General features: G+C 40.1%; 16 protein-coding genes. All 16 read right to left on the bottom strand.

Annotated elements, in window-relative coordinates:
• Positions 1-555, bottom strand: a 555-nt coding sequence (locus ACFSR0_RS07415) for an IS607 family transposase (protein ID WP_379981421.1), incomplete at its 3' end; no start/stop codon positions are given.
• Between the two features lie 107 nt (positions 556-662).
• Entirely contained in the window at positions 663-1,466 is an 804-nt protein-coding gene (locus tag ACFSR0_RS07420; protein ID WP_379981423.1) for a Cof-type HAD-IIB family hydrolase, read from the bottom strand.
• A 12-nt stretch (positions 1,467-1,478) separates the two neighbouring features.
• The gene (smc, locus tag ACFSR0_RS07425; RefSeq protein WP_379981425.1) at positions 1,479-5,051 is read right to left on the bottom strand and encodes a chromosome segregation protein SMC; all 3,573 of its coding nucleotides are present in this window, start codon (positions 5,049-5,051) and stop codon (positions 1,479-1,481) included.
• A 13-nt stretch (positions 5,052-5,064) separates the two neighbouring features.
• Positions 5,065-5,757 (bottom strand): ribonuclease III, encoded by a 693-nt coding sequence (rnc, locus tag ACFSR0_RS07430; protein WP_379981427.1) that lies wholly within the window; start codon positions 5,755-5,757, stop codon positions 5,065-5,067.
• Positions 5,758-5,932: 175 nt separating this feature from the next.
• Positions 5,933-6,640, bottom strand: coding sequence for an antiholin-like protein LrgB (gene lrgB / locus ACFSR0_RS07435; RefSeq protein ID WP_379981429.1), 708 nt, complete (start codon positions 6,638-6,640; stop codon positions 5,933-5,935).
• Position 6,641: 1 nt separating this feature from the next.
• A complete protein-coding gene (gene lrgA / locus ACFSR0_RS07440; RefSeq protein WP_379981431.1) occupies positions 6,642-7,082 on the bottom strand; it encodes an antiholin-like murein hydrolase modulator LrgA in 441 nt (146 codons plus the stop codon).
• Between the two features lie 136 nt (positions 7,083-7,218).
• Positions 7,219-7,947, bottom strand: coding sequence for a LytR/AlgR family response regulator transcription factor (locus tag ACFSR0_RS07445; RefSeq protein ID WP_379981433.1), 729 nt, complete (start codon positions 7,945-7,947; stop codon positions 7,219-7,221).
• Entirely contained in the window at positions 7,928-9,709 is a 1,782-nt protein-coding gene (locus ACFSR0_RS07450) for a LytS/YhcK type 5TM receptor domain-containing protein (RefSeq protein WP_379981435.1), read from the bottom strand. The genes ACFSR0_RS07445 and ACFSR0_RS07450 overlap by 20 nt, the downstream gene beginning before the upstream one ends.
• A gap of 83 nt (positions 9,710-9,792) precedes the next feature.
• Positions 9,793-11,580, bottom strand: coding sequence for an oligopeptide ABC transporter substrate-binding protein (locus ACFSR0_RS07455; protein WP_379981437.1), 1,788 nt, complete (start codon positions 11,578-11,580; stop codon positions 9,793-9,795).
• 18 nt (positions 11,581-11,598) lie between these two features.
• Complete coding sequence (locus ACFSR0_RS07460; RefSeq protein WP_379981439.1) at positions 11,599-12,519, bottom strand: ABC transporter permease; 921 nt, start codon at positions 12,517-12,519, stop codon at positions 11,599-11,601.
• Between the two features lie 19 nt (positions 12,520-12,538).
• The gene (gene opp4B / locus ACFSR0_RS07465; RefSeq protein WP_379981441.1) at positions 12,539-13,501 is read right to left on the bottom strand and encodes an oligopeptide ABC transporter permease; all 963 of its coding nucleotides are present in this window, start codon (positions 13,499-13,501) and stop codon (positions 12,539-12,541) included.
• Complete coding sequence (locus ACFSR0_RS07470; protein ID WP_379981443.1) at positions 13,501-14,445, bottom strand: ABC transporter ATP-binding protein; 945 nt, start codon at positions 14,443-14,445, stop codon at positions 13,501-13,503. Before ACFSR0_RS07470 ends, opp4B begins: the two co-directional genes overlap by 1 nt.
• Positions 14,446-15,453 carry an ABC transporter ATP-binding protein gene (locus tag ACFSR0_RS07475; RefSeq protein WP_379981445.1) on the bottom strand — a complete coding sequence of 336 codons (1,008 nt, stop codon included), beginning with the start codon at positions 15,451-15,453 and terminating at the stop codon, positions 14,446-14,448.
• A gap of 436 nt (positions 15,454-15,889) precedes the next feature.
• The gene (gene acpP / locus ACFSR0_RS07480) at positions 15,890-16,135 is read right to left on the bottom strand and encodes an acyl carrier protein (RefSeq protein ID WP_379981447.1); all 246 of its coding nucleotides are present in this window, start codon (positions 16,133-16,135) and stop codon (positions 15,890-15,892) included.
• Between the two features lie 114 nt (positions 16,136-16,249).
• The gene (plsX, locus tag ACFSR0_RS07485; protein ID WP_379981449.1) at positions 16,250-17,260 is read right to left on the bottom strand and encodes a phosphate acyltransferase PlsX; all 1,011 of its coding nucleotides are present in this window, start codon (positions 17,258-17,260) and stop codon (positions 16,250-16,252) included.
• A 44-nt stretch (positions 17,261-17,304) separates the two neighbouring features.
• Positions 17,305-19,335 carry an ATP-dependent DNA helicase RecG gene (gene recG / locus ACFSR0_RS07490; RefSeq protein WP_379981451.1) on the bottom strand — a complete coding sequence of 677 codons (2,031 nt, stop codon included), beginning with the start codon at positions 19,333-19,335 and terminating at the stop codon, positions 17,305-17,307.
• Between the last annotated feature and the right edge of the window lie 61 nt (positions 19,336-19,396).

The following is a 19,396-nucleotide window of genomic DNA, read 5'->3' on the forward strand; positions in this document are numbered from 1 at the left end:
CTGTAATCGGCAACTAAAAACAGTGACAATCTGAATTAAGTCCTCGACTAATTCCTGTTCTCCCGTCTTTTCTGTATTGTCAATGATTTCTATTTCTGTGCCATATTTATTACAAAGTTTTTCAATGAGTTCATAACCAAAACGGATGAAACGATCTTTGTATAGAATAACTACCTTGTCTATTTCGCCATTGGTAATTTTGTCTATTAACTGACTTAATCCTTTATTATTGTAATTAATTCCACTACCAATATCTTGAATAATGTCAAATTGATATCCTCGTGCAATCATGTAAGTCTTAACGATCTCAATTTGACGTTCTAAATCGTCTTTTTGCTTGTTTGAACTGACTCTACAATAACCGATGGTTATTCGTTTTGGTTTCTTCCTTCCAGCGATTCCTAAGAATTGATTTCGTTGTTCTTCAGAATAATAACGAGTACCTCCTTGAGAAACATGAGCGGGCTTTAATTCCCCTCTTTTATCCCAATTTCTCAACGTTTGTGGTGTTACACCTATCTGTTTTCCAAATTCACCTATCGAATACATAGTCATAATCTTCACCTCAAAATGATTATACCACATATTGATGTTTTAAATGATATTTTTATAGATATTTATACATTATAATTAACTGTTGTTACACTCCTTCTAAAAAAAATTTACATAAATTGTTGAATGACTTGCGCTACCCCATTCTCTTCATTGGTTGCAGTCACAATATCGGCCGCTTCTTTCACAGCTGCAATGGCATTTCCCATGGCAACACCCACACCAGCATAGTGAATCATTGATAAATCATTTTCCTCATCGCCAATCGCCATCACTTCAGATGACTGAATGCCCAACTCTTTGGCCAAAAGACGAATACCGTACGCTTTGGTGACTCCTTTTGGCATGAATTCCAACAGATTACTCCGAGTTTTGATCACTTCAAAGCGTTCTTTAAATTCTTTTGGTATCGCTGGAATCCATTGATCAAGTTCTTTTTGATCATAAGCGACAACGGCTTTATTGTACAAAGTCTCAGCAGTCAGTTCTTGTTGAGTTGCCGATTGAAAGACTAGTAATGGGTTTAACTTTGGGTAAATGGTTTGATGATCCGATGAGGTCGGGAAACACAAGACTACCTCATCTGTTAAGACATCCAGTGGCATATCCATTTGTTTAGCTAACACCAATAAATCCGTCACATCTTCCACAGACAACGCTTGTTTGTCCACAATTGTGCCGGTATCATTTTTTTGTACCAGCCCACCATTAAAGGTAATGCTGTAATCACCAGCGCCTCTAAGATTCAATACATCTAGGTAAGGCAAGATGGCTTTTAATGGCCGCCCTGTACATAGCACAATTTTTATGCCGTTTTCCTTTGCTTTTGCTAGGGCCGCTTGATTTTCTTGTGATATTTGTTTTTGGTTATTTAGCAATGTGCCATCTAAATCAATTGCAACTAATTTTATCATGTGGCTCTCCTTTTATTCCAAAATCTTTCCATCTTCCCTCACATCATCCAAACGAACAGAGAGTACTTTTGATACTCCAGATTCTTCCATTGTGACCCCATACAAAACGTCTGCTGCTTCCATTGTCCCTTTACGATGCGTTACGACAATAAACTGGGTCTGATGATGTTCAGACTGCAAATAACGACCAAAACGGACAACATTGGCTTCATCCAATGCCGCTTCCACTTCATCCAAAATACAAAATGGTACAGGACGAACTTGGATAATTGCAAATAACAAAGCGATTGCAGTCAGCGCACGTTCTCCACCAGAAAGTAGGCTCAAACTTTGCAACTTCTTGCCTGGCGGTTGGGCTTCAATTTCTATTCCAGTATGCAACAAATCATCTGGATTTGTGAAAAGCAATTCTGCTTTTCCACCACCAAACATATTGGGAAATACTTTTTGAAATTGCAGACGAATGGCTTGGAAAACTTCAGAGAAGCGTTGTTTTACTTCTTCATCCATTTCATCCATTGTCGCGCATAGCTGAGCCTTGGCATGCAAGAGGTCATCGCGTTGACTGGTAAGAAATTCATAACGTTCATTGACTTGATCAAATTGGGTGATGGCTTGCAAATTAATAGGACCGAGTGCTTCGATTTTCTGTTTTAGCGTTTGAATGGTCTGTTTGGCATCTGCGGTAACAACTTGTTGCCCATATTGCACAAGCGCTTGATCGAACGTTAACTGGTAGGTCTCTGCTAGGTAGTGGATACGATTATCCAACATGACTGCCAGTCGATCATGCTCAATTTCCGCTTGTTTTTGTTTCCCTAGGGCTTCTTTTTGTTCTCGATACCCTTGCGCCAACGCATCATCTTGTAGGCGAATTTGCTCATGCAAGTGATACCTTTGTTCGCGCTTTTCTTGAAGAGCTTGTTGAATTTGTTGTTTTTTCTTTTGAAGATCGTCCACTTGTGTCCGCAAAGTTTCAGAGGTTTCCTCCTGATCACTATCATCCATCGACAAGGCAGCTAATTGACGTTCCAATGTTGTTTGACGCACTTGTTGCTCTTGGATGGTTTCATCCAGTTGATAGATAGCTTGCTGCAAATGACTGACCTTTTCTTTCGTCACCGCCACTTTAGCTTGCAAGTCAGCCAGTTCCTGGCGCATTGTTTGCCGACGAACTTCAATCCCGTCTTCTTCTTCATTCAATGCCTGAATATCTGCCTGAATGCGGTCCAATGTCGCTTGAATTTCCGCTTGTTCTTGTGCAAACGTCACCGTTTTTTCCTCATATTCAGCTAAAAAAGTTTGCCATTCGCGCCATTCATATTGAGCAATTTGTTGGTCTTTTTTTAGTCGTTCGATTTCGGCTAGTAAGAGTTGTTTTTGAGCAACCCATTCTTGTTCTTGCGATTGTCGTTCTGTTCCAGACTGGCGACCTTCTTCTAGTACTTGATTGGTTGTAGCCAGTAACGTTTGGAGTTCTTGGACTTGTCTTTCAGTCTCTTGCAGTTGGTGATTGCGTTCTTTGACTAGCTGAGAGACGTGGTCCAACTCTGCTCCTTGAGAAAATAGCGTGGTTTGCTGTTGACGTTTGCTTGCTCCGCCAGTCATTGATCCCCCAGCATTCATCACGTCACCTTCTAAAGAGACCACCCGATAACGAAATTGAAAGAGACGTGCAATGCGATTGGCACTGGCCAAGTCCTCTGCAATCAATACAGTACCTAGCAAATGGCAAACAACATTGGTCAAGTCTTCTTGATACGTAAGCAGATCACTCGCAATTCCGACAAACCCCTGTAAGGTCTGTGCCTGTTGTTGAACAGCAGGCGGAACTTGGCGTGGTTTGATGGTTGTTAATGGTAAAAACGTTGCTCGCCCTGCTTGGCGTTCTTTTAAAAAAGTGATGGCTTGGCGTGCATCTTGTTCTGTATTAACTACGATGTGTTGCATTGCCCCACCTAAGGCTGTTTCAATTGCCAACGTATAATTGGAAGGTACTTGAATCAATTCGGCCACAGCACCGCGAATACCTATTAGTTGTTGACGATGCTGCAAGGCGACACGTACTCCTTGATAATAACCAGTGTAATTTTCTTGTAAATCCTGCAAGCTTTTCTGTCTCGCCTTGGCTTGCTGCAGCTCACTCATTAATTGATACATTTGTTTTTGAGCAATCGCTAGTTTTTGTTGTGTGGCTTTGCTCGTTGCTTGTAGTCGACTATACTCATCGCGTTGTGTTTGTAACATCGCACGTTCGTTCGTAATGTTTTCTGTTAATTGAGCTAATTGGGCTGTTTTCTCTTTTAACGCTTGGGCAAACCGTTGCTGATCCCGCTCATTGTGTTGATTACGATGTGTTTCTTGCTGATATTGGCGTTCAAGATACTTTCGTTCATTGCTGACATTCGCTTGCTTTTGCATCCATTCAACATATTGGCCACGAAGTTCTTCTACCAATTCCTTGGTCGATTTCTCATACCTTTTTAACGCTTGTTGCGTTTGGGTTAGCTGCTTTTCAATGACCTGCAATTGCCCATTTTGTTGAGAAAGATCAGTAATTTTGCTGGTCTTTTGTCCCTCTAGTAATGTCAATTTCTCCTCAACATCGGCCAATAATTCCTGGTATTCGTGACTACTTTTTAGTGTATGTTTGGAGCGCTCAGCCAAAACTTCTTGCTTTCCTTCAGCTTGCTTGAGGGTCTCAACAAGGGAAATCAATTGTTGATTGCCTGTTTCTAGTGCATCATCCAATTCTTCTCGCTCAGCACGTGCTTGTTGTAGAACTTGCTCTTTTTGTTGAATGGCTTCATGCAAATGTGCCAACTGTTCGGCCACTTCGGTTAAACGGTGCTGCACACCCGCGGTGGACTGTTGCGCTGTCAGCACCTCTTGAACAGTGTAAGAAACGTCCACCTGCGTTAATTCCTCTTTCACTCGTACATACGTTTCAGCAGTGGTCTTTTGTTCTCGCAAAGGTACCAATTGTTCTTCCAATTCATGGACAATGTCTTGTACCCGATACAAATTATCTTGGGTTTCATTTAGTTTGGCTTCGGCTTGTTTTTTACGGGTCTTATATTTCAAAACACCGGCTGCTTCTTCAAAAATACCGCGTCGATCCTCTGGTTTGCTACTAAAAATCGCTTCTACTTTTCCTTGCGAAATAATAGAAAAGGACTCTTTGCCTAATCCAGAGTCCATAAACAATTCTTGAATGTCACGCAATCGGCAAGCTTGTTTATTCAGAAAGAAATCACTTTCTCCCGTTCGTCGCAATCGTCGCGTAACACTCACTTCTGTATACTCAATTGGTAGATAGTTATCGCTATTGTCTAAAACAATTGTCACTTCCGCAATATTGAGTGGCTTCCGAGACTCAGAACCAGCAAAAATAATGTCCGGCATTTTCCCCCCTCGTAGACTTTTTGCTGAAGACTCGCCTAAAACCCAACGAATGGCCTCTGTAATATTGCTTTTCCCACTGCCATTAGGACCGACAACTGCTGTCACTTGCTCTTCAAATTGAATCGTTGTCCGATTGGCGAATGATTTAAACCCCGCCATTTCAATTCTTTTTAAATACACCTGGTTTCCTCACTTACTCATTCAATTGACGTAGCGCATTTGCTGCTGCATCTTGCTCTGCTGCTTTTTTGGATTTTCCACTTCCCCGACCGATTAGCTGCTCTCCACAAAAAACCTCGGTCCAAAAAACCCGTTCATGTGCAGGTCCTTCTTCTTTGATTAGACGATAATCAATCATGACATCGCCCGCTCGTTGGAGCACTTCCTGTAGTTTTGTTTTGTGATCCATCTCATGTGAAAAAGCACCTGCATCCACCTTAGGAAAAACAACCAATTTCAAGAAACGATTCACTGCTTCCAATTCTTGATCTAAATACAATGCACCTAAAAACGATTCAAATAGATCACACAACAATGAATTGCGTTGGCGTCCTCCTGAATTTTCTTCCCCTTTGCCTAAGCGAATATAGTGATCGAAGCCACATTCACGTGCAAATTCTGCCAAAGAGTCTTCCCGAACCATTGATGCGCGTAATTTTGTCAACTTTCCTTCTGGGATATCTGGAAACTTGCGATACAAAAATTGAGAAACCAGTAGTTCCAATACTGCGTCACCCAAAAATTCTAGTCGTTCATTGTCCGATAAAGCTAAGTTCCGATGCTCATTCACATAAGATGAATGGGTAAATGCTTGTTCCAGTAACCCAATCTCTTGAAAAACAATGTGATAATTTTCTTTTAAACTTGTTACGAACTGATTATCCATTCCATCCATTCCTTTATGTATAGTCCTATGACGCATCTGTAATCGCGTCATATGGTTCATTATACCAAACTGCACCCCTTCTGTTAACTATTGTTATTGTCTCTCTTAACCAAAAAAATCCCGCCCATTTTCATGGACAGGAAAAAGCTGTTACCGAATGTTCATGTGGGTTCCCTTAAACCAATAAGCTACCAAATGTTGGTACGATGACTGTGACAATCACGCCAACGACCACTAGAGCGATACTGCCCATTGATGTTTCGACTTCACCCATCTCTTGTGCTGCGGAAACACCTAACGAATGTCCCGCCGTTCCCAATGCTAACCCACGTGCAATTGGATCATTGATATGGAATAATTTTACTAGTGGCTTAGCTAATGCATAAATAATAACGGCATTTAAGATACATGCCAACGAAGTCAATTCAGCTGAACCGCCCATTGCTACTGAAGTCGGCATAGCAATAGCAGTTGTTGCTGCTTGAGGTAACATCGAAGCCGTTACCACTTTCCCTAAATTCATCACAGAAGAGACCAGATAGATTCCGTAAATAGCAGCCATGCTGCCTAATGTAATGCCTCCCATAATTTGGAACCAGTATTTTTTTAATACTTCGCGTTTTTTGTATAATGGAATCGCGAAACAAATCGTTGCAGGTTCGAGGAAGAAACTGATAATTTGTCCACCTTTGTTATAATCGGCAAAGGAAATGCCTGTTGCTGACAAGATCGCAATACCTAGAATCATTGCAACGAATAGTGGTGCAAATAAGAAGAAACCATTCGTTTTTTTGAATAAAATTTGTCCTAGAAAAAATGTTCCAACTGAAAGTAACACGCCGAAGATTGGGGTTTGATGAAACAACTGAATAATTCCTTGCATCTTAACGCACCTCTTTTATCGTTTGATTATTCAATAATTGTGGAGCAACAGGCTTCGCTTTTCGATCTGTTGCTGAATGCTTTTGTGGATTGAATTTCAATAACAACTGACTCACCCAACCTGTGCCAACCAGCAAAAGTATCGTTGAAATAAAAATAAGTAAGATATCTAATAAAAAATGCGCCTTCAAAATATCAAAAGAATTGATAACGGAAATCCCCGCAGGAACAAAAAATAACCCAATATTGTCGACCAATGCATTGCCCACTTTTTCAACTTGTTCTAGCTTGACAATTTTTAAACAAAGTGCCACAAACAATAGTACCAAACCAATAACTGACGATGGCATCGTAAACGGTAAAAGCAGTTCAATAATTTTAGAAATAAGAATAATTGCGCCGATGACAACACTTTGGTAAATAACTGAATACGTTTTCTTCATGTGGGACAGCTCCTTTTTGTACTTTCTTTATGGACCTATCATAATAAAAAAAAAGTCATTCTGGCTTTTTTTAGTATAAAACGCTAAAAATTGGGTATGAAATGCAGAATTTCGCTCGTGAAATACTCTACAACTGTTACAAACCAACCGCTTCCTTAAATGATTTCAAATAAGAACGACTGACTGGTACTTTCCCTCCGTTGTTCATAGTCACTTGATACGTTTGATTAAACCAAGGTTGAATTTCTTTGATTTCATGGAGGTTAATAATATAGCTTCGATGAACACGTAAAAACATCGTTGCTTGTAAAGCCAGTTCAATGGATGCCAAAGTCGTTGTCGTCTGATAAACAGTCGTCTTCGTATAGACACTTGTCTGCTTGCCCTCCACCTCACAGTAAAGAATGTCCTCATACGGCAATAAATAAATCCGTTCATCCGTTTCAATGGTCAAACGATCTGGGTTTTTGTCTTTCCCTTTTTGGGGCAGTGGTGGTTGCTTTGCCTGTAAAATATTTTGCGCTTTGGTCACGGCTTTTTGCACACGCGATTGCTCAAAAGGCTTTAACAAATAATCGATTGCATTCACTTCAAACGCTTCTAATGCATGATTGTCGTAAGCAGTAGCAAAAATAATCAGCGGCGGATTGGGCACCTGGATTAATTTTTTGGCTAAATCAAGACCACTCTCATTTGTTAAATGGATATCCAAAAATAGCAAATCTGGTTGCTCGGTAAGAAGTAGTTGAAACGCATCTTCAATGGATTCCCCTTCATAAATTTCTTTTACTTCAAGCGTTTGGGCTAATAAATAATGTAATTCCATCCGTGCCAACGGTTCATCATCAATAATTGCGACTTTCATGTTCCTCCTCCTTTTGCTCCATCTTTAGTGGAATCGTCATTTCAAATAAACTGCCAGAATGATCTGAATGAATCACCAATTGTGCGGATTCACCAAATAAACTTAGCAAACGGCGATTCAGATTCTCGAGAGCTGAGCCTGTCCCTTGTGCCGAAGAAACGACTTCTTTGCCTAATTTCGCGACCTTTTCAGAAGGAATTCCTTGCCCATTGTCGCGCACTCGAAGCAACAAATGAGCCGGTTCTTGCACCATTGCTTGTACTAACACTTGATTGTTGTTTTTTCTCCCTGCAAAGGCATGTTTCAGGGCATTTTCCACCAAAATCTGAATGACAAATGGCGGAATTTCCGCCTTCATCAATTCTTTCGGTACATCAATCGTAATCTGGTAACGATTTGGAAAGCGAGCTTGTTCAATGGCGAGATACGCTTCTAAATGACTCAATTCTTCCGCAATTGGAATAACATTGTTTCGAGTACCATTCAGATTGGCCCGGAAGTAATTCCCCAATTGTAAGAGCAAATGTCGCGCTTTTTCGCTGTCAATTCGAATCATCGCTGAGATTGTATTGATTGCATTAAATAAGAAGTGAGGATTGACTTGAGCTTGTAGCGATTTGATTTCTGCATCTTTTAATAAACGTTGCTCATTATCCATTTCTCCCAACTCAATTTGAGATGAGAAGATTTCACCTAATCCTTCAGCAAGTTGTTCTTCTACATAGGTTAAATCATCCGCATTCGTAAAATAAAGTTTAAAGGTTCCCACAACTTTTCCTCTTACAAACAAAGGCACGACTATTGCCGCTGCCAAAGGACAATCTGGATCACTACACCCAATTGCATCCTTCGTTCGAACAACATGAATTTTACCCGTTTTCAAGACTTCTTTTGAGAGATCTGTGATAATTTCTTTGGTCGGAATATGGTGATCACTACCAGCACCGACATGCGCCAGAATGCGATGGCGATTGGTGACACTAACCGCTGATACCCGCATAAATTTCTTGATTTGTAAAGCTGTTTGCGTAGCAGAAGCTTCTGTTAACCCTTGTCGGAAATACGGCAAGGTAGTATTTGCAAGTTCCAATACATCATGTGTCTGAATGGCTTTGGTACTTTCCTCCTGCTTGAGTGTTCCCAAAATAATTGATAAAAAAATTCCCGTTCCTAATGCATTTACAAAAACCATCGGAACAGCGATGGTCTGAATCAACGTAACGGCTTGTTCTTTATTTGGTAAAAAAATCAAAATACAGAGCATTTGAATGACTTCCATTAGGGCACCACACAAACTACCTTGCCAAATTTTCGGGTAACTTTGCTTTCTTAAACTAACTCTTCCGAGTAAGCCCGATGTACTCCCAATTAGGATTGAGGAAATGAAATACGTGTAAGGGGCACTTCCTCCTTGTAACCATCGCACCGTCCCAGAAACCAGACCCACAAAAAAACCGACAAAGGGGCCTCCAATTAAGCCCGACATCCCGATTGTCAAAGTTCGTGTATTGGCAATCGATGAGTGATTTGACAAACTGACTAGTCCACCCTGATCAAATAACTGAAGGGATTCCGATACGACCACGCCCGTAAAATTACTAATAATGGCAAAGATACTAAAGGTAAAAATCAAGACCCATTGTGCATGTTGCGTATCTCGTTCGTACATCACTTTTTTGTAGAAAGGACTAATCATCAATAAATTCGCCAGTAGAATGATTAAGCCCACGCGTTCCAATAACGGCAAAAGTAATGAAATCATCACAGCACCTCTTTCGGTCTTTATTATAGCAAAAAAACTACCCACTCACGAGTGGGTAGTTCATGTTAATCGATCACCGTTGCCTAACGTTTGTCTGAAGTTACACCGATTTTCGCATACACGTTGTGATCCAAGTCGCGAGAAATATCGTAACCTGTTACACGGTCTGAAACTGGTGTGACATCAAAACTATATGTTGTTGGAATAACAAACGCTTCATCATTGGCATATTCTTGCCAGTTTTTGTAAATTTTCGCCGCTTTGGCATCATCAAAGGCATCTTTAGATTGCATTTCTTTGATTAATTTCGTATTTTCATCGGAAACAAAACGTGTGAAGTTAAATTGCGCATCTTCCCCATATAGACCAGATTGATCAGGATCATAACCAGTTGACCAACCCGCTTGGTACATATCGATTGAAGGGTCATCATTTTGAAGCTTATCATAGAAGCTGTTCACTTCAATTAGACGTCCAGTTGCCAATTTCACATCTAAGCCAACTTCTTTCCATGCTTGGATGTAGTATTCAGCTAGTGATTTAGCTGTTGTTCCATTGTCGCGGAAGGCGAAATTAATTTCTAATTTCTTACCATTTTTGTCTTCGCGGTAACCATCGCCATCTGTGTCTTTGTAACCAGCATCATCCAATAATTTTTTGGCTTTTTTCACATCTTGGGTGTAGCCTTTCAAATCTTTGTCATATTTGGTACCAAACGCAGGTACGATTAAAGAGTTGGCACGAGTTTGTAAGCCATTGTATAATTTTTGTGCAATTGCTTCGTTATCAATGGCATACCCAATTGCTTGACGCAAGGACTTATCAGCCATTTTTGAAGATGCGTTATACACATTCACACCTTTATCATTATCCCATTTACCTAATTTGAAACCAATATAGTTATAAGCAGTATCTTGTTGACCTAATAATTCATAGCCACTTAAATCTTTCCAAGAAGTGAATTCAGAACTTGGCATACCATCATAAATATCGAATTCTTTTGACTTCATTGATGCAGTTGCTGAAGAAGTTGGAACAGTCTTCATGATTATCTTAGAAAGTTTTGGAGTGCCACCGTAATAATATTTATTTGGTGTAAATTCAACAGATTCACCCGCTGTAATTTTGCTAATCACGTATGGTCCAAAAGTGATTGGGTTTTTACGAACAGGATCTGAAGCAGCCATATCTTTGACAGCAATCCCTTCAAACGCATGTTTTGGAATTGCATATCCAATTACACCAGAACTTGCATTTTGTAGCATTGATGGAATCATTTCTTTAAATGTAATTTGAATTTCTTTGTCGTTTATTTTTTTGATTCCTGAAATAGTATCTGCTTTTCCATCATGGTAGTCTTCCATACCAACAATATTTTTCATTGAAGAATCGTAACGAACACCTGTATAATCTTTATTTCCGATTATAAGATAAGGAAATTCTAAGTCATCAGCATTAACTTCTTTTCCGTCACTCCACTTAACGTTATCATTCATCGTTACTGTAACAGTTTTAGCATCTTCATCAAATTTTATTTTGGCTGCACCATCAGTCATTTTCAAATCTTTATCTGTATTGAATAACCCTTCGTCTGCTGGTCCAAAAAATGTAGTATCCAAAGTAATTTCACTGAATGCATCATTGAAAATTCCTGTAAAGGCAGTATCAGATACTACTCCTATTTCTAAAGTACCATCTTTAATGGCATCTTTCTTATTACTAGTTTTTAATTTGAAATTGCCTGTATCGGCAGTGGCAGCTCCACTACTACTGCTTGTTCCTTTACTGCTGTCGCTTTTGCCACCGCAAGCTGCTAATGTCAATGTTAGACCTGCTACGGTAACCAAACCAAGTAATGCTTTTTTCTTCATTCCTTTTTCCCCCTCTTATTATCCTAATCGTTGACGCGCATCTGCTGAACGCTTAAATGCTTGACCAACATAATTTATACTAAGCATCAATACTAAAATAAGCAAAGATGCTGGTAGCCAGACCCATAATTTTGATGTTAAGACTTCTGCATTGGTTGCATAGGCAATCAATGTTCCCAAACTTGGTGTGTTCATCGGTAAACCAAAACCTAAGAACGTTAAACTTGTTTCAATCCCAATATTGGCTGCAAAGTTCATGGTTAAGTTCGTGATAATCAATGAACTTAAATTCGGCATGATTTCGCGAAACATGATTTTGAAATCAGAAGTACCTAACGTTTTTGACGCACTTACGTAATCGCGACGGCTTTCAGATAACGTTTTCGCCCGAAAAAGTCGCGCTTTGCCGACCCAATAAAAAGCCGACATAATCCAAATCAAACTCCATGCAGAGTATTTTGGTATGATTGTTACTAACACAATGATAATCAACATAATTGGTAAAATCATGACAAAGTCAACGATACGCATCAAAATGGTATCAATAAGTCCACCATAATACCCAGAAATAATTCCGACAGCTACCCCAATAATCGAGGTAATAATCGTAATGGCAAATCCAATCATAATGGAATTACGCGCCCCGATGATTAAAAGGCCAAAGACATCACGGCCCCCCTCATCTGCTCCTAACAGGTAGTAGCGTCCATCCATTGAAGTGGAACCCGGTACAGCATACTTATCAAAAATACTCACTTTCGTCACAGTATCTTGATTTAACACAAATCCGCCAATAATGGCAACCAGTAGTACAATAATTAACAGTGCTAAAGAGAACATAGCCAATTTATCTTTGCTAAATTCACGCGCAATCATCCGCATCCCCATAGGTGGAGTAGACACTGTTGTTGGTGTTTGTTTTTCTTGTTTCTTCGACATCTGTGTATATCCTCCTATATTATTGAATACGAATACGTGGATCAACAATACTCATAATGATATCTGATAATAAGGTACCTACGAGTGTGGCAATCCCAAAGATGAGCGTCAAGGCAGTAATAACTGCGTAGTCTCGTTGGTTGATACTTGTAATAAACAAGTTCCCAATCCCAGGAAAATTGAAAATAATTTCAATCATTACGGAACCAGAAATCAAACCAGTAATTTCATAGCCGAGTGTGGATGCAATCGGTAACGATGCATTTCGGAAAATATGACGATTAAAGACCTTCCCTGTTGGCACCCCTTTGGAACGAGCTGTACGGACATAATCCATTTGTTTGGCATCAATTACTTCACTTCGCAAATACTGGATGGTCACCGCAGTACCCAACAAGGCCTGAACAATGGATGGCAACAGCACATAATACATCTGACTAAAGAAATACCCGATTGTACCCGGATTGGCATCGGTTGACACGCTTCCGCTTGTTGGGAACCAATGCAACGTATAGCCAAAGAAAAACAGCATCAACAAGGCAAGGACAAACGTTGGAATCGCAAAACTAACAAAGTTATAAACGACTACCCCTTTATCAAACCATGAATTTTGATAACGACCTGCATACAAACCTAAAGGAATGGCTAGCGCATACGTTAAAATAACAGAGACAATGGCTAAACGAACCGTATTGCCAATTCTTTGACCAATAACAGTAGCCACATCGTATTTATACGTATAACTATTCCCAAAATCTCCATGAAGGGCGTTGCCAATCCAACGGAAATATTGTTGGTACCATGGATCATATAATCCGGCTGCTTTTTTTAGTTCTTCAATTCTGGCTGGATCAGTGTTGGGATTGATTAATCCCGTAAATGGATCCCCTGGCATCATCTTTGCTAAAACGAAAATTAAAATACTTAAAATAATGACTTGAGGGATCATCAATATCAAACGACGTAGAATGGTTTTCCACATTAGTTCGCACCCCCATTTTTCAACGCTACTTTGTGTGTCGTAGTTAATTCAGACAAATCATATACGCGCCCTTTTTCATCATAATAATCTTTTTGATGAGCGACGTATTCTGCTTCAACTTTTCGTCGTAATTCCTTGTGTTCTTCACGATGTGGCACATCAATCTGTGGAATAGCTGATAGTAAGCGTTTTGTATAAATGTGTTGTGGATTCGAATAGATATCTTCGCGTGTCCCAATTTCAACAAATCGACCTTTATACATAATCGCAATATTGTCACACATATGCTTCACCACACCCAAATCATGCGAAATGAATAAGAAGCTTAGGCCAAATTCCTGTTGCACCCGTTTCATAAAGTTCAAAACTTGCGCTTGAACGGATAAGTCTAATGCCGAAACTAGTTCATCCGCCACAATTAATTTTGGACTTGAAGCAACCGCTCGAGCAACTCCTAAACGTTGACGTTGCCCGCCTGAAAATTCGTGAGGATATTTATAAAGTGCATCCTCTGGCATCCCAACGATATCTAACAATTCCTTCACGCGTTTTTTCTCTTCTTGATCACTCAAGCGTTCAAAGTTACGCAACGGTTCAGCAATAATATCAATCACGCGCTTTTTAGGATTCAAACTTGACATGGAATCTTGGAAGATCATCTGCACGTCTTTATTGTAGTTCATTTTTCTTCTGACCGAAGCTTTCGTCACATTCTCGCCATCATAAATAATTTCGCCGGCGGTAATTTTTTCTAATCCAACAATCGCTTTACCAGTGGTTGATTTTCCAGAACCTGATTCACCAACTAGTCCATAAGTTGTCCCTTTTTCGATCACGAAATCAACGCCATCAACGGCATATACGTAATCCGTTACCCGATTAAAAAAACCACTCCGAATTGGATAGTGAACTTTCAGATCTTTAATTGTAATTAATTCTGACATCTACACTTCTCCTTCTTCGTCTCTAAAATGAAAGTGTTTGTAACACGTGCAACGAACCCAATGATTTGGGGTAACTTCATGTAAAACTGGATTTTCTTCATGTGCATCTGCTGGAATCCATGGAATACGCGGTGCAAATCGGCAACCGTTGCGTTCCATGTTTTTTAAAGAAGGTACAACGCCTTCGATTACATGCAATTCCCCGTCATGATTGTCTTCTTGTGGAATCGAATTCAACAACGAACGGGTGTATGGATGCTGAGGATTGGTAAATAGTTCCTCCGCAGTCGCCACTTCTACAAATTGACCACCGTACATAACTGCTACACGGTCAGCCATTTCAGCTACGACACCCAAATCGTGCGTAATCAAAATAATGCCAGCTTCGGTTTCTTTCTGTAAATCAGTCAATAAGTCTAAAATTTGAGCTTGAATCGTCACGTCTAAAGCAGTCGTCGGTTCATCGGCGATAATGATTGGTGGCTTACAAGCAATCGCAATCGCAATAATAACCCGTTGACGCATCCCACCTGATAATTCATGCGGATATTGACGTCCGATACGTTGTGGATTAGGAATACCTACTTGTTCAAGAAGCTCGATAGCTCTTGCTTGACGTTCCGTTGCATTTAATTTCGTATGATAGCTTAAGCCCTCTTTGATTTGGTCTTCAATCCGCATAAGAGGATTTAAAGCTGACAAGGGATCTTGGAAAATCATGCCAATGTCATTGCCCCGAATTTTGTTGTAAAGTGTTTCATTTAAGTTAACCAAATCCAGTTCTTTATAAAGAATTTCGCCAGTGATTTTCGTGTTTAATGGATCATGAAGGCCCATAATCGTAGTAGCTAACGTGCTTTTTCCACAGCCAGACTCTCCCACGATTGCCAGGATTTCGTTATGATTCAGTGTAAATGAAACATCATCAACTGCATCATAAAACTCGTCTTTAATCCGAAAACTGGTATGTAAGTTTTGAATCTCCAGTAATTGTTTTTCTGCAGACAAACGAATACCCCTCTCTCTTTCAATTTCAATTCAACCTTATGCTTTAAAGAGAAAATAATGGAAACATCATGATTCCATTTCTTTTCTTAGAAAAGTATCAGATTATTTTAATAATTATAAACAACCTGGTCCTTCTTTGCAAGTTAAAAAAACGAACACGAGGCCCAGATTCCTATTATATTGCTCTCTGAACGTTTGTCAAGATTCGCCAAAATTCATTTTTTTAAAGAAGTAATCGTTTTCTCATTTTAATCAAAAAAAATCGAAAGTATTTGGCTGGTTTTCCCTACGAATAGTAAGAAATGAGCACCGAAAAAAATGCTTTCAAACAAAATAAAACAAAAAAACCCGACTATCGAAAGCAGACTTGTTTAAAAAAACAACAACTGCTTCGTAAGGCTCGGATTTTTTTGTTTTCATTTGAAGAACTGATTTATTATTTTGCTAGATTTGCGCTAATATAATCAACTGCAGCTCCTACAGTTTCGATTTGCTCCGCGTCTTCATCTGATATTTCTGTCCCAAATTCTTCTTCCAATTCAAGGACAAACTCCATTACACTAATTGAGTCCGCATTTAGATCATCTTTGATACTCATAGATTCGGTTACTTTCTCTGCATCAATATCAAAATGATTGGCAATTACTGCGGCTACTTTATGAAATACTTCTTCGTGTGTCACCTGTTTTCACCTCCACCGACTGACAAGAGAGTAAAATAGCTACTGTTCATTGTAGCGATTCTCTCCCTATTTGTCTACCTTTTTTCGTATTCCTCTATGAACAGGCACTCGAAACTATTGACTCACTTTGTCTACTTCTTCTTCAAAGTGGCTCACCAATTTAGAGACAACCTGGGTAGTCAACATCGTATGGATTTGTTGAATCGTTGTGGCAACAGCTGCCGGCCCAGTCGCCCCATGCGTTTTGATGACGGGTGCTTTTAATCCAAAGAGAACCGCACCGCCATATTTGGCATAATCCATTTTTCCTTTGACATCATGCAGACTATCTTTTAGAAGCAAGGCCCCGACTTTTCCCTTTACCCCAGAGGAAAGGATTGCCTCTTTTAATACGCCCATAATGTTCATGGCCGTTCCCTCAATTGTTTTTAGCACCGCATTACCAGTAAATCCGTCGGTAACGACCACATCCGCCACCCCATTCAAAAGGTCACGTGCTTCAACATTCCCAATAAAATGAATAGAGGGTTCCTGGCTAAGTAGCTCAAAAGCCTTTTTGGTCAATTCGCTGCCTTTTGTTTCTTCCGTGCCATTATTTAGTAACGCTACTCGGGGATTTGCTATCCCCCGCACGTTTTTGGCATAAAAAGATCCTAATATCCCATATTGTAATAGGTGCTCAGGTTTATTATCCGCATTCGCTCCTAAATCGAGCATATCAAATCCTTGATTACCTGTCATCACTGGCAAAGTGGACATTAAACCGGGACGTTCAATCCCTTTAATACGACCAACAATAAACAAACCAGCGGCTAATAACGCTCCTGTGTTACCTGCACTAAAAACGGCATCTGCATGCCCTGCTTTTACTGCCTGAGCAGCCAGTACCATTGACGCTTGTTTTTTCTTACGAATAGCCTTGACCGGTTCGTCTTCGCTATCAATCTTCTCATCAGTATGAATAATGGTTAGATTTGTTTCATCTGTAACATATTGACGTATTGCTGCTTCTTTCCCATATAATTGAAATTCAATATCGGGAAATTTTTTTTTGGCTAACATGACTCCCTCAACTATCGCTTTGGGAGCATCATCTCCGCCCATTGCATCGACGGCAATTCTCATGTCTGACGCACTCCTTTCTGACGCTTTCAGTATAACACAACTCCCTAATCAAAAAAGACATTTTCCTTATGGGATTCTTCTAAATAATTGGCCAATGCATGGTAACTTGGTACGACTTGCCAATTGGATTGTTTCCACAACCATTCTGCTTCTTGTTTGGCAACCTCCAAGACATTCGCGTGTTCAACAATATCGGCAATCAAAAATTCGGGCAAACCTGATTGTCGTTGACCAAAAATTTCACCTGGTCCCCTAAGTGCTAAATCCCGTTCACTCACAATGAAGCCATTGGTCGTTTCGGTCATCACTTTCATGCGTTCTTTTCCTACCTCATTTTTAGGATTGGCCACTAAAATACAATAGGAAGCAGACGCTCCACGACCAACGCGTCCTCTTAATTGATGCAATTGGGCTAAACCAAAACGATCCGCATCAATAATCACCATAAGCGTTGCGTTAGGTACATTCACCCCTACCTCAATCACAGTTGTCGAAACCAAAATTTGCAGTTCATTTTCTTTAAACTGTTCCATAATTTGCTCTTTTTCGGTCGGCTTCATCCTACCATGGAGCAAACCCACCGCAAACGTTGGTTCAAAAAAGCTTTGCAAATCTTCATAAATTTTCTGCGCATTCTGCACATCCAACATTTCTGATTCTTCAATTAGCGGACAAATAACATACATTTGATGTCCTTTTGCCATTTCCTTTTTTGCCCATTCCAATACGGTTTCCAGTTGTGGTGGTCGTACCCATCGCGTTTCAATCGGAATTCTTCCCTTTGGTAACTCATCAATCACCGACACATCCATTTCTCCATAGGCAGTAATGGCCAATGTCCGCGGAATTGGTGTTGCCGTCATGAATAATACATCTGGTTTCCAGCCTTTTTCCCGCAAAATTTTCCGTTGGTTGACCCCAAAGCGATGTTGCTCATCCGTGATGACCAAGCCTAAATAGGCAAAATCGACATCCTCTTGAATCAACGCATGTGTCCCAATCAAAATATCAATCGTGCCATTTTTTAATTCTGTCAGAATTTCTTTGCGCTCTTTGGATTTGGTTGAACCTGTTAGCAAAGCAATTGTTATATCCATCTGATCAAATAGAGTAACAAAACTTTCCATATGTTGTTGGGCTAGAATCTCGGTTGGCACCATCAACGCACCTTGAAAGCCAGCCGTAGTAGTTGCATAGAGTGCAAGAGCTGCGACAATCGTTTTTCCACTCCCCACATCGCCTTGCAGCAAACGTTGCATATGTTTGGGACTCTTCAAGTCTGCGCAAATCTCATTTGTTACTCGCTTTTGAGCAGCTGTTAGCTCGAACGGAAGTTGTTTAATAAAGGATTTTAACAGCTGGCTATCATAAGAAAGGACCAAACCATTCACTTCCGCTTTTTCGGCTTGTTTCAGTCCTTGCAACTTCATCTGAAATAAAAAGAATTCTTCAAAAACCACGCGTCGCTTTGCTTTTTTGTATTCCTCCATATTTGTTGGGAAGTGCATCGCGTAAATGGCTTGTTTTCTTGCCATCAATCGATATTTCTCAATCAACTGAATGGGAAGAATTTCCTCGATTTGCTCGCCATATTGCAAAAATCCTTGCTTGATGAGTTCTTGTAATGTCGTTTGGCGAATTTGTTTGCTTACATGATAGACCGGTGCAAAACTATCTTGTTTGCCACTACCAAAAATTTTCATGCCCGTCAGTGCCTTGCGCTTGGCATCCCATTTACCATAGACCACTATTTCCTCAGCCAAGACCACCTTATCCTTCAAATAGGGCTGATTAAAAAAAGAAACCTGAAACACATCATGATTTTGCATCATTCGAAACTGAAGCCGCGTTTTTTTATAACCAAAGCGACTCATCACTGCGGGAGAAACAACCGTCCCTTTAAGCGTAACTTTCTCTTGATCTTGAATTTCTGACAGTTGTCGTTCTTGAACATCCTCGTAACGGAAAGGATAGTACGTTAGCAACGATTCAATGGTTGTGATACCTAGCTCCGCTAAGGCATCTTGACGCTTTTTTCCTACACCTGCTAAAGCAGTTACCGCTTGTGTTAACATCCCAACTCACTTCCTTTCCTAGCGAAATAAAAAGCTCGAAAAAGCCAAAGATTGACTGATT

Source organism: Enterococcus camelliae, from assembly GCF_042685105.1.
Lineage (GTDB): Bacteria > Bacillota > Bacilli > Lactobacillales > Enterococcaceae > Enterococcus_G > Enterococcus_G camelliae.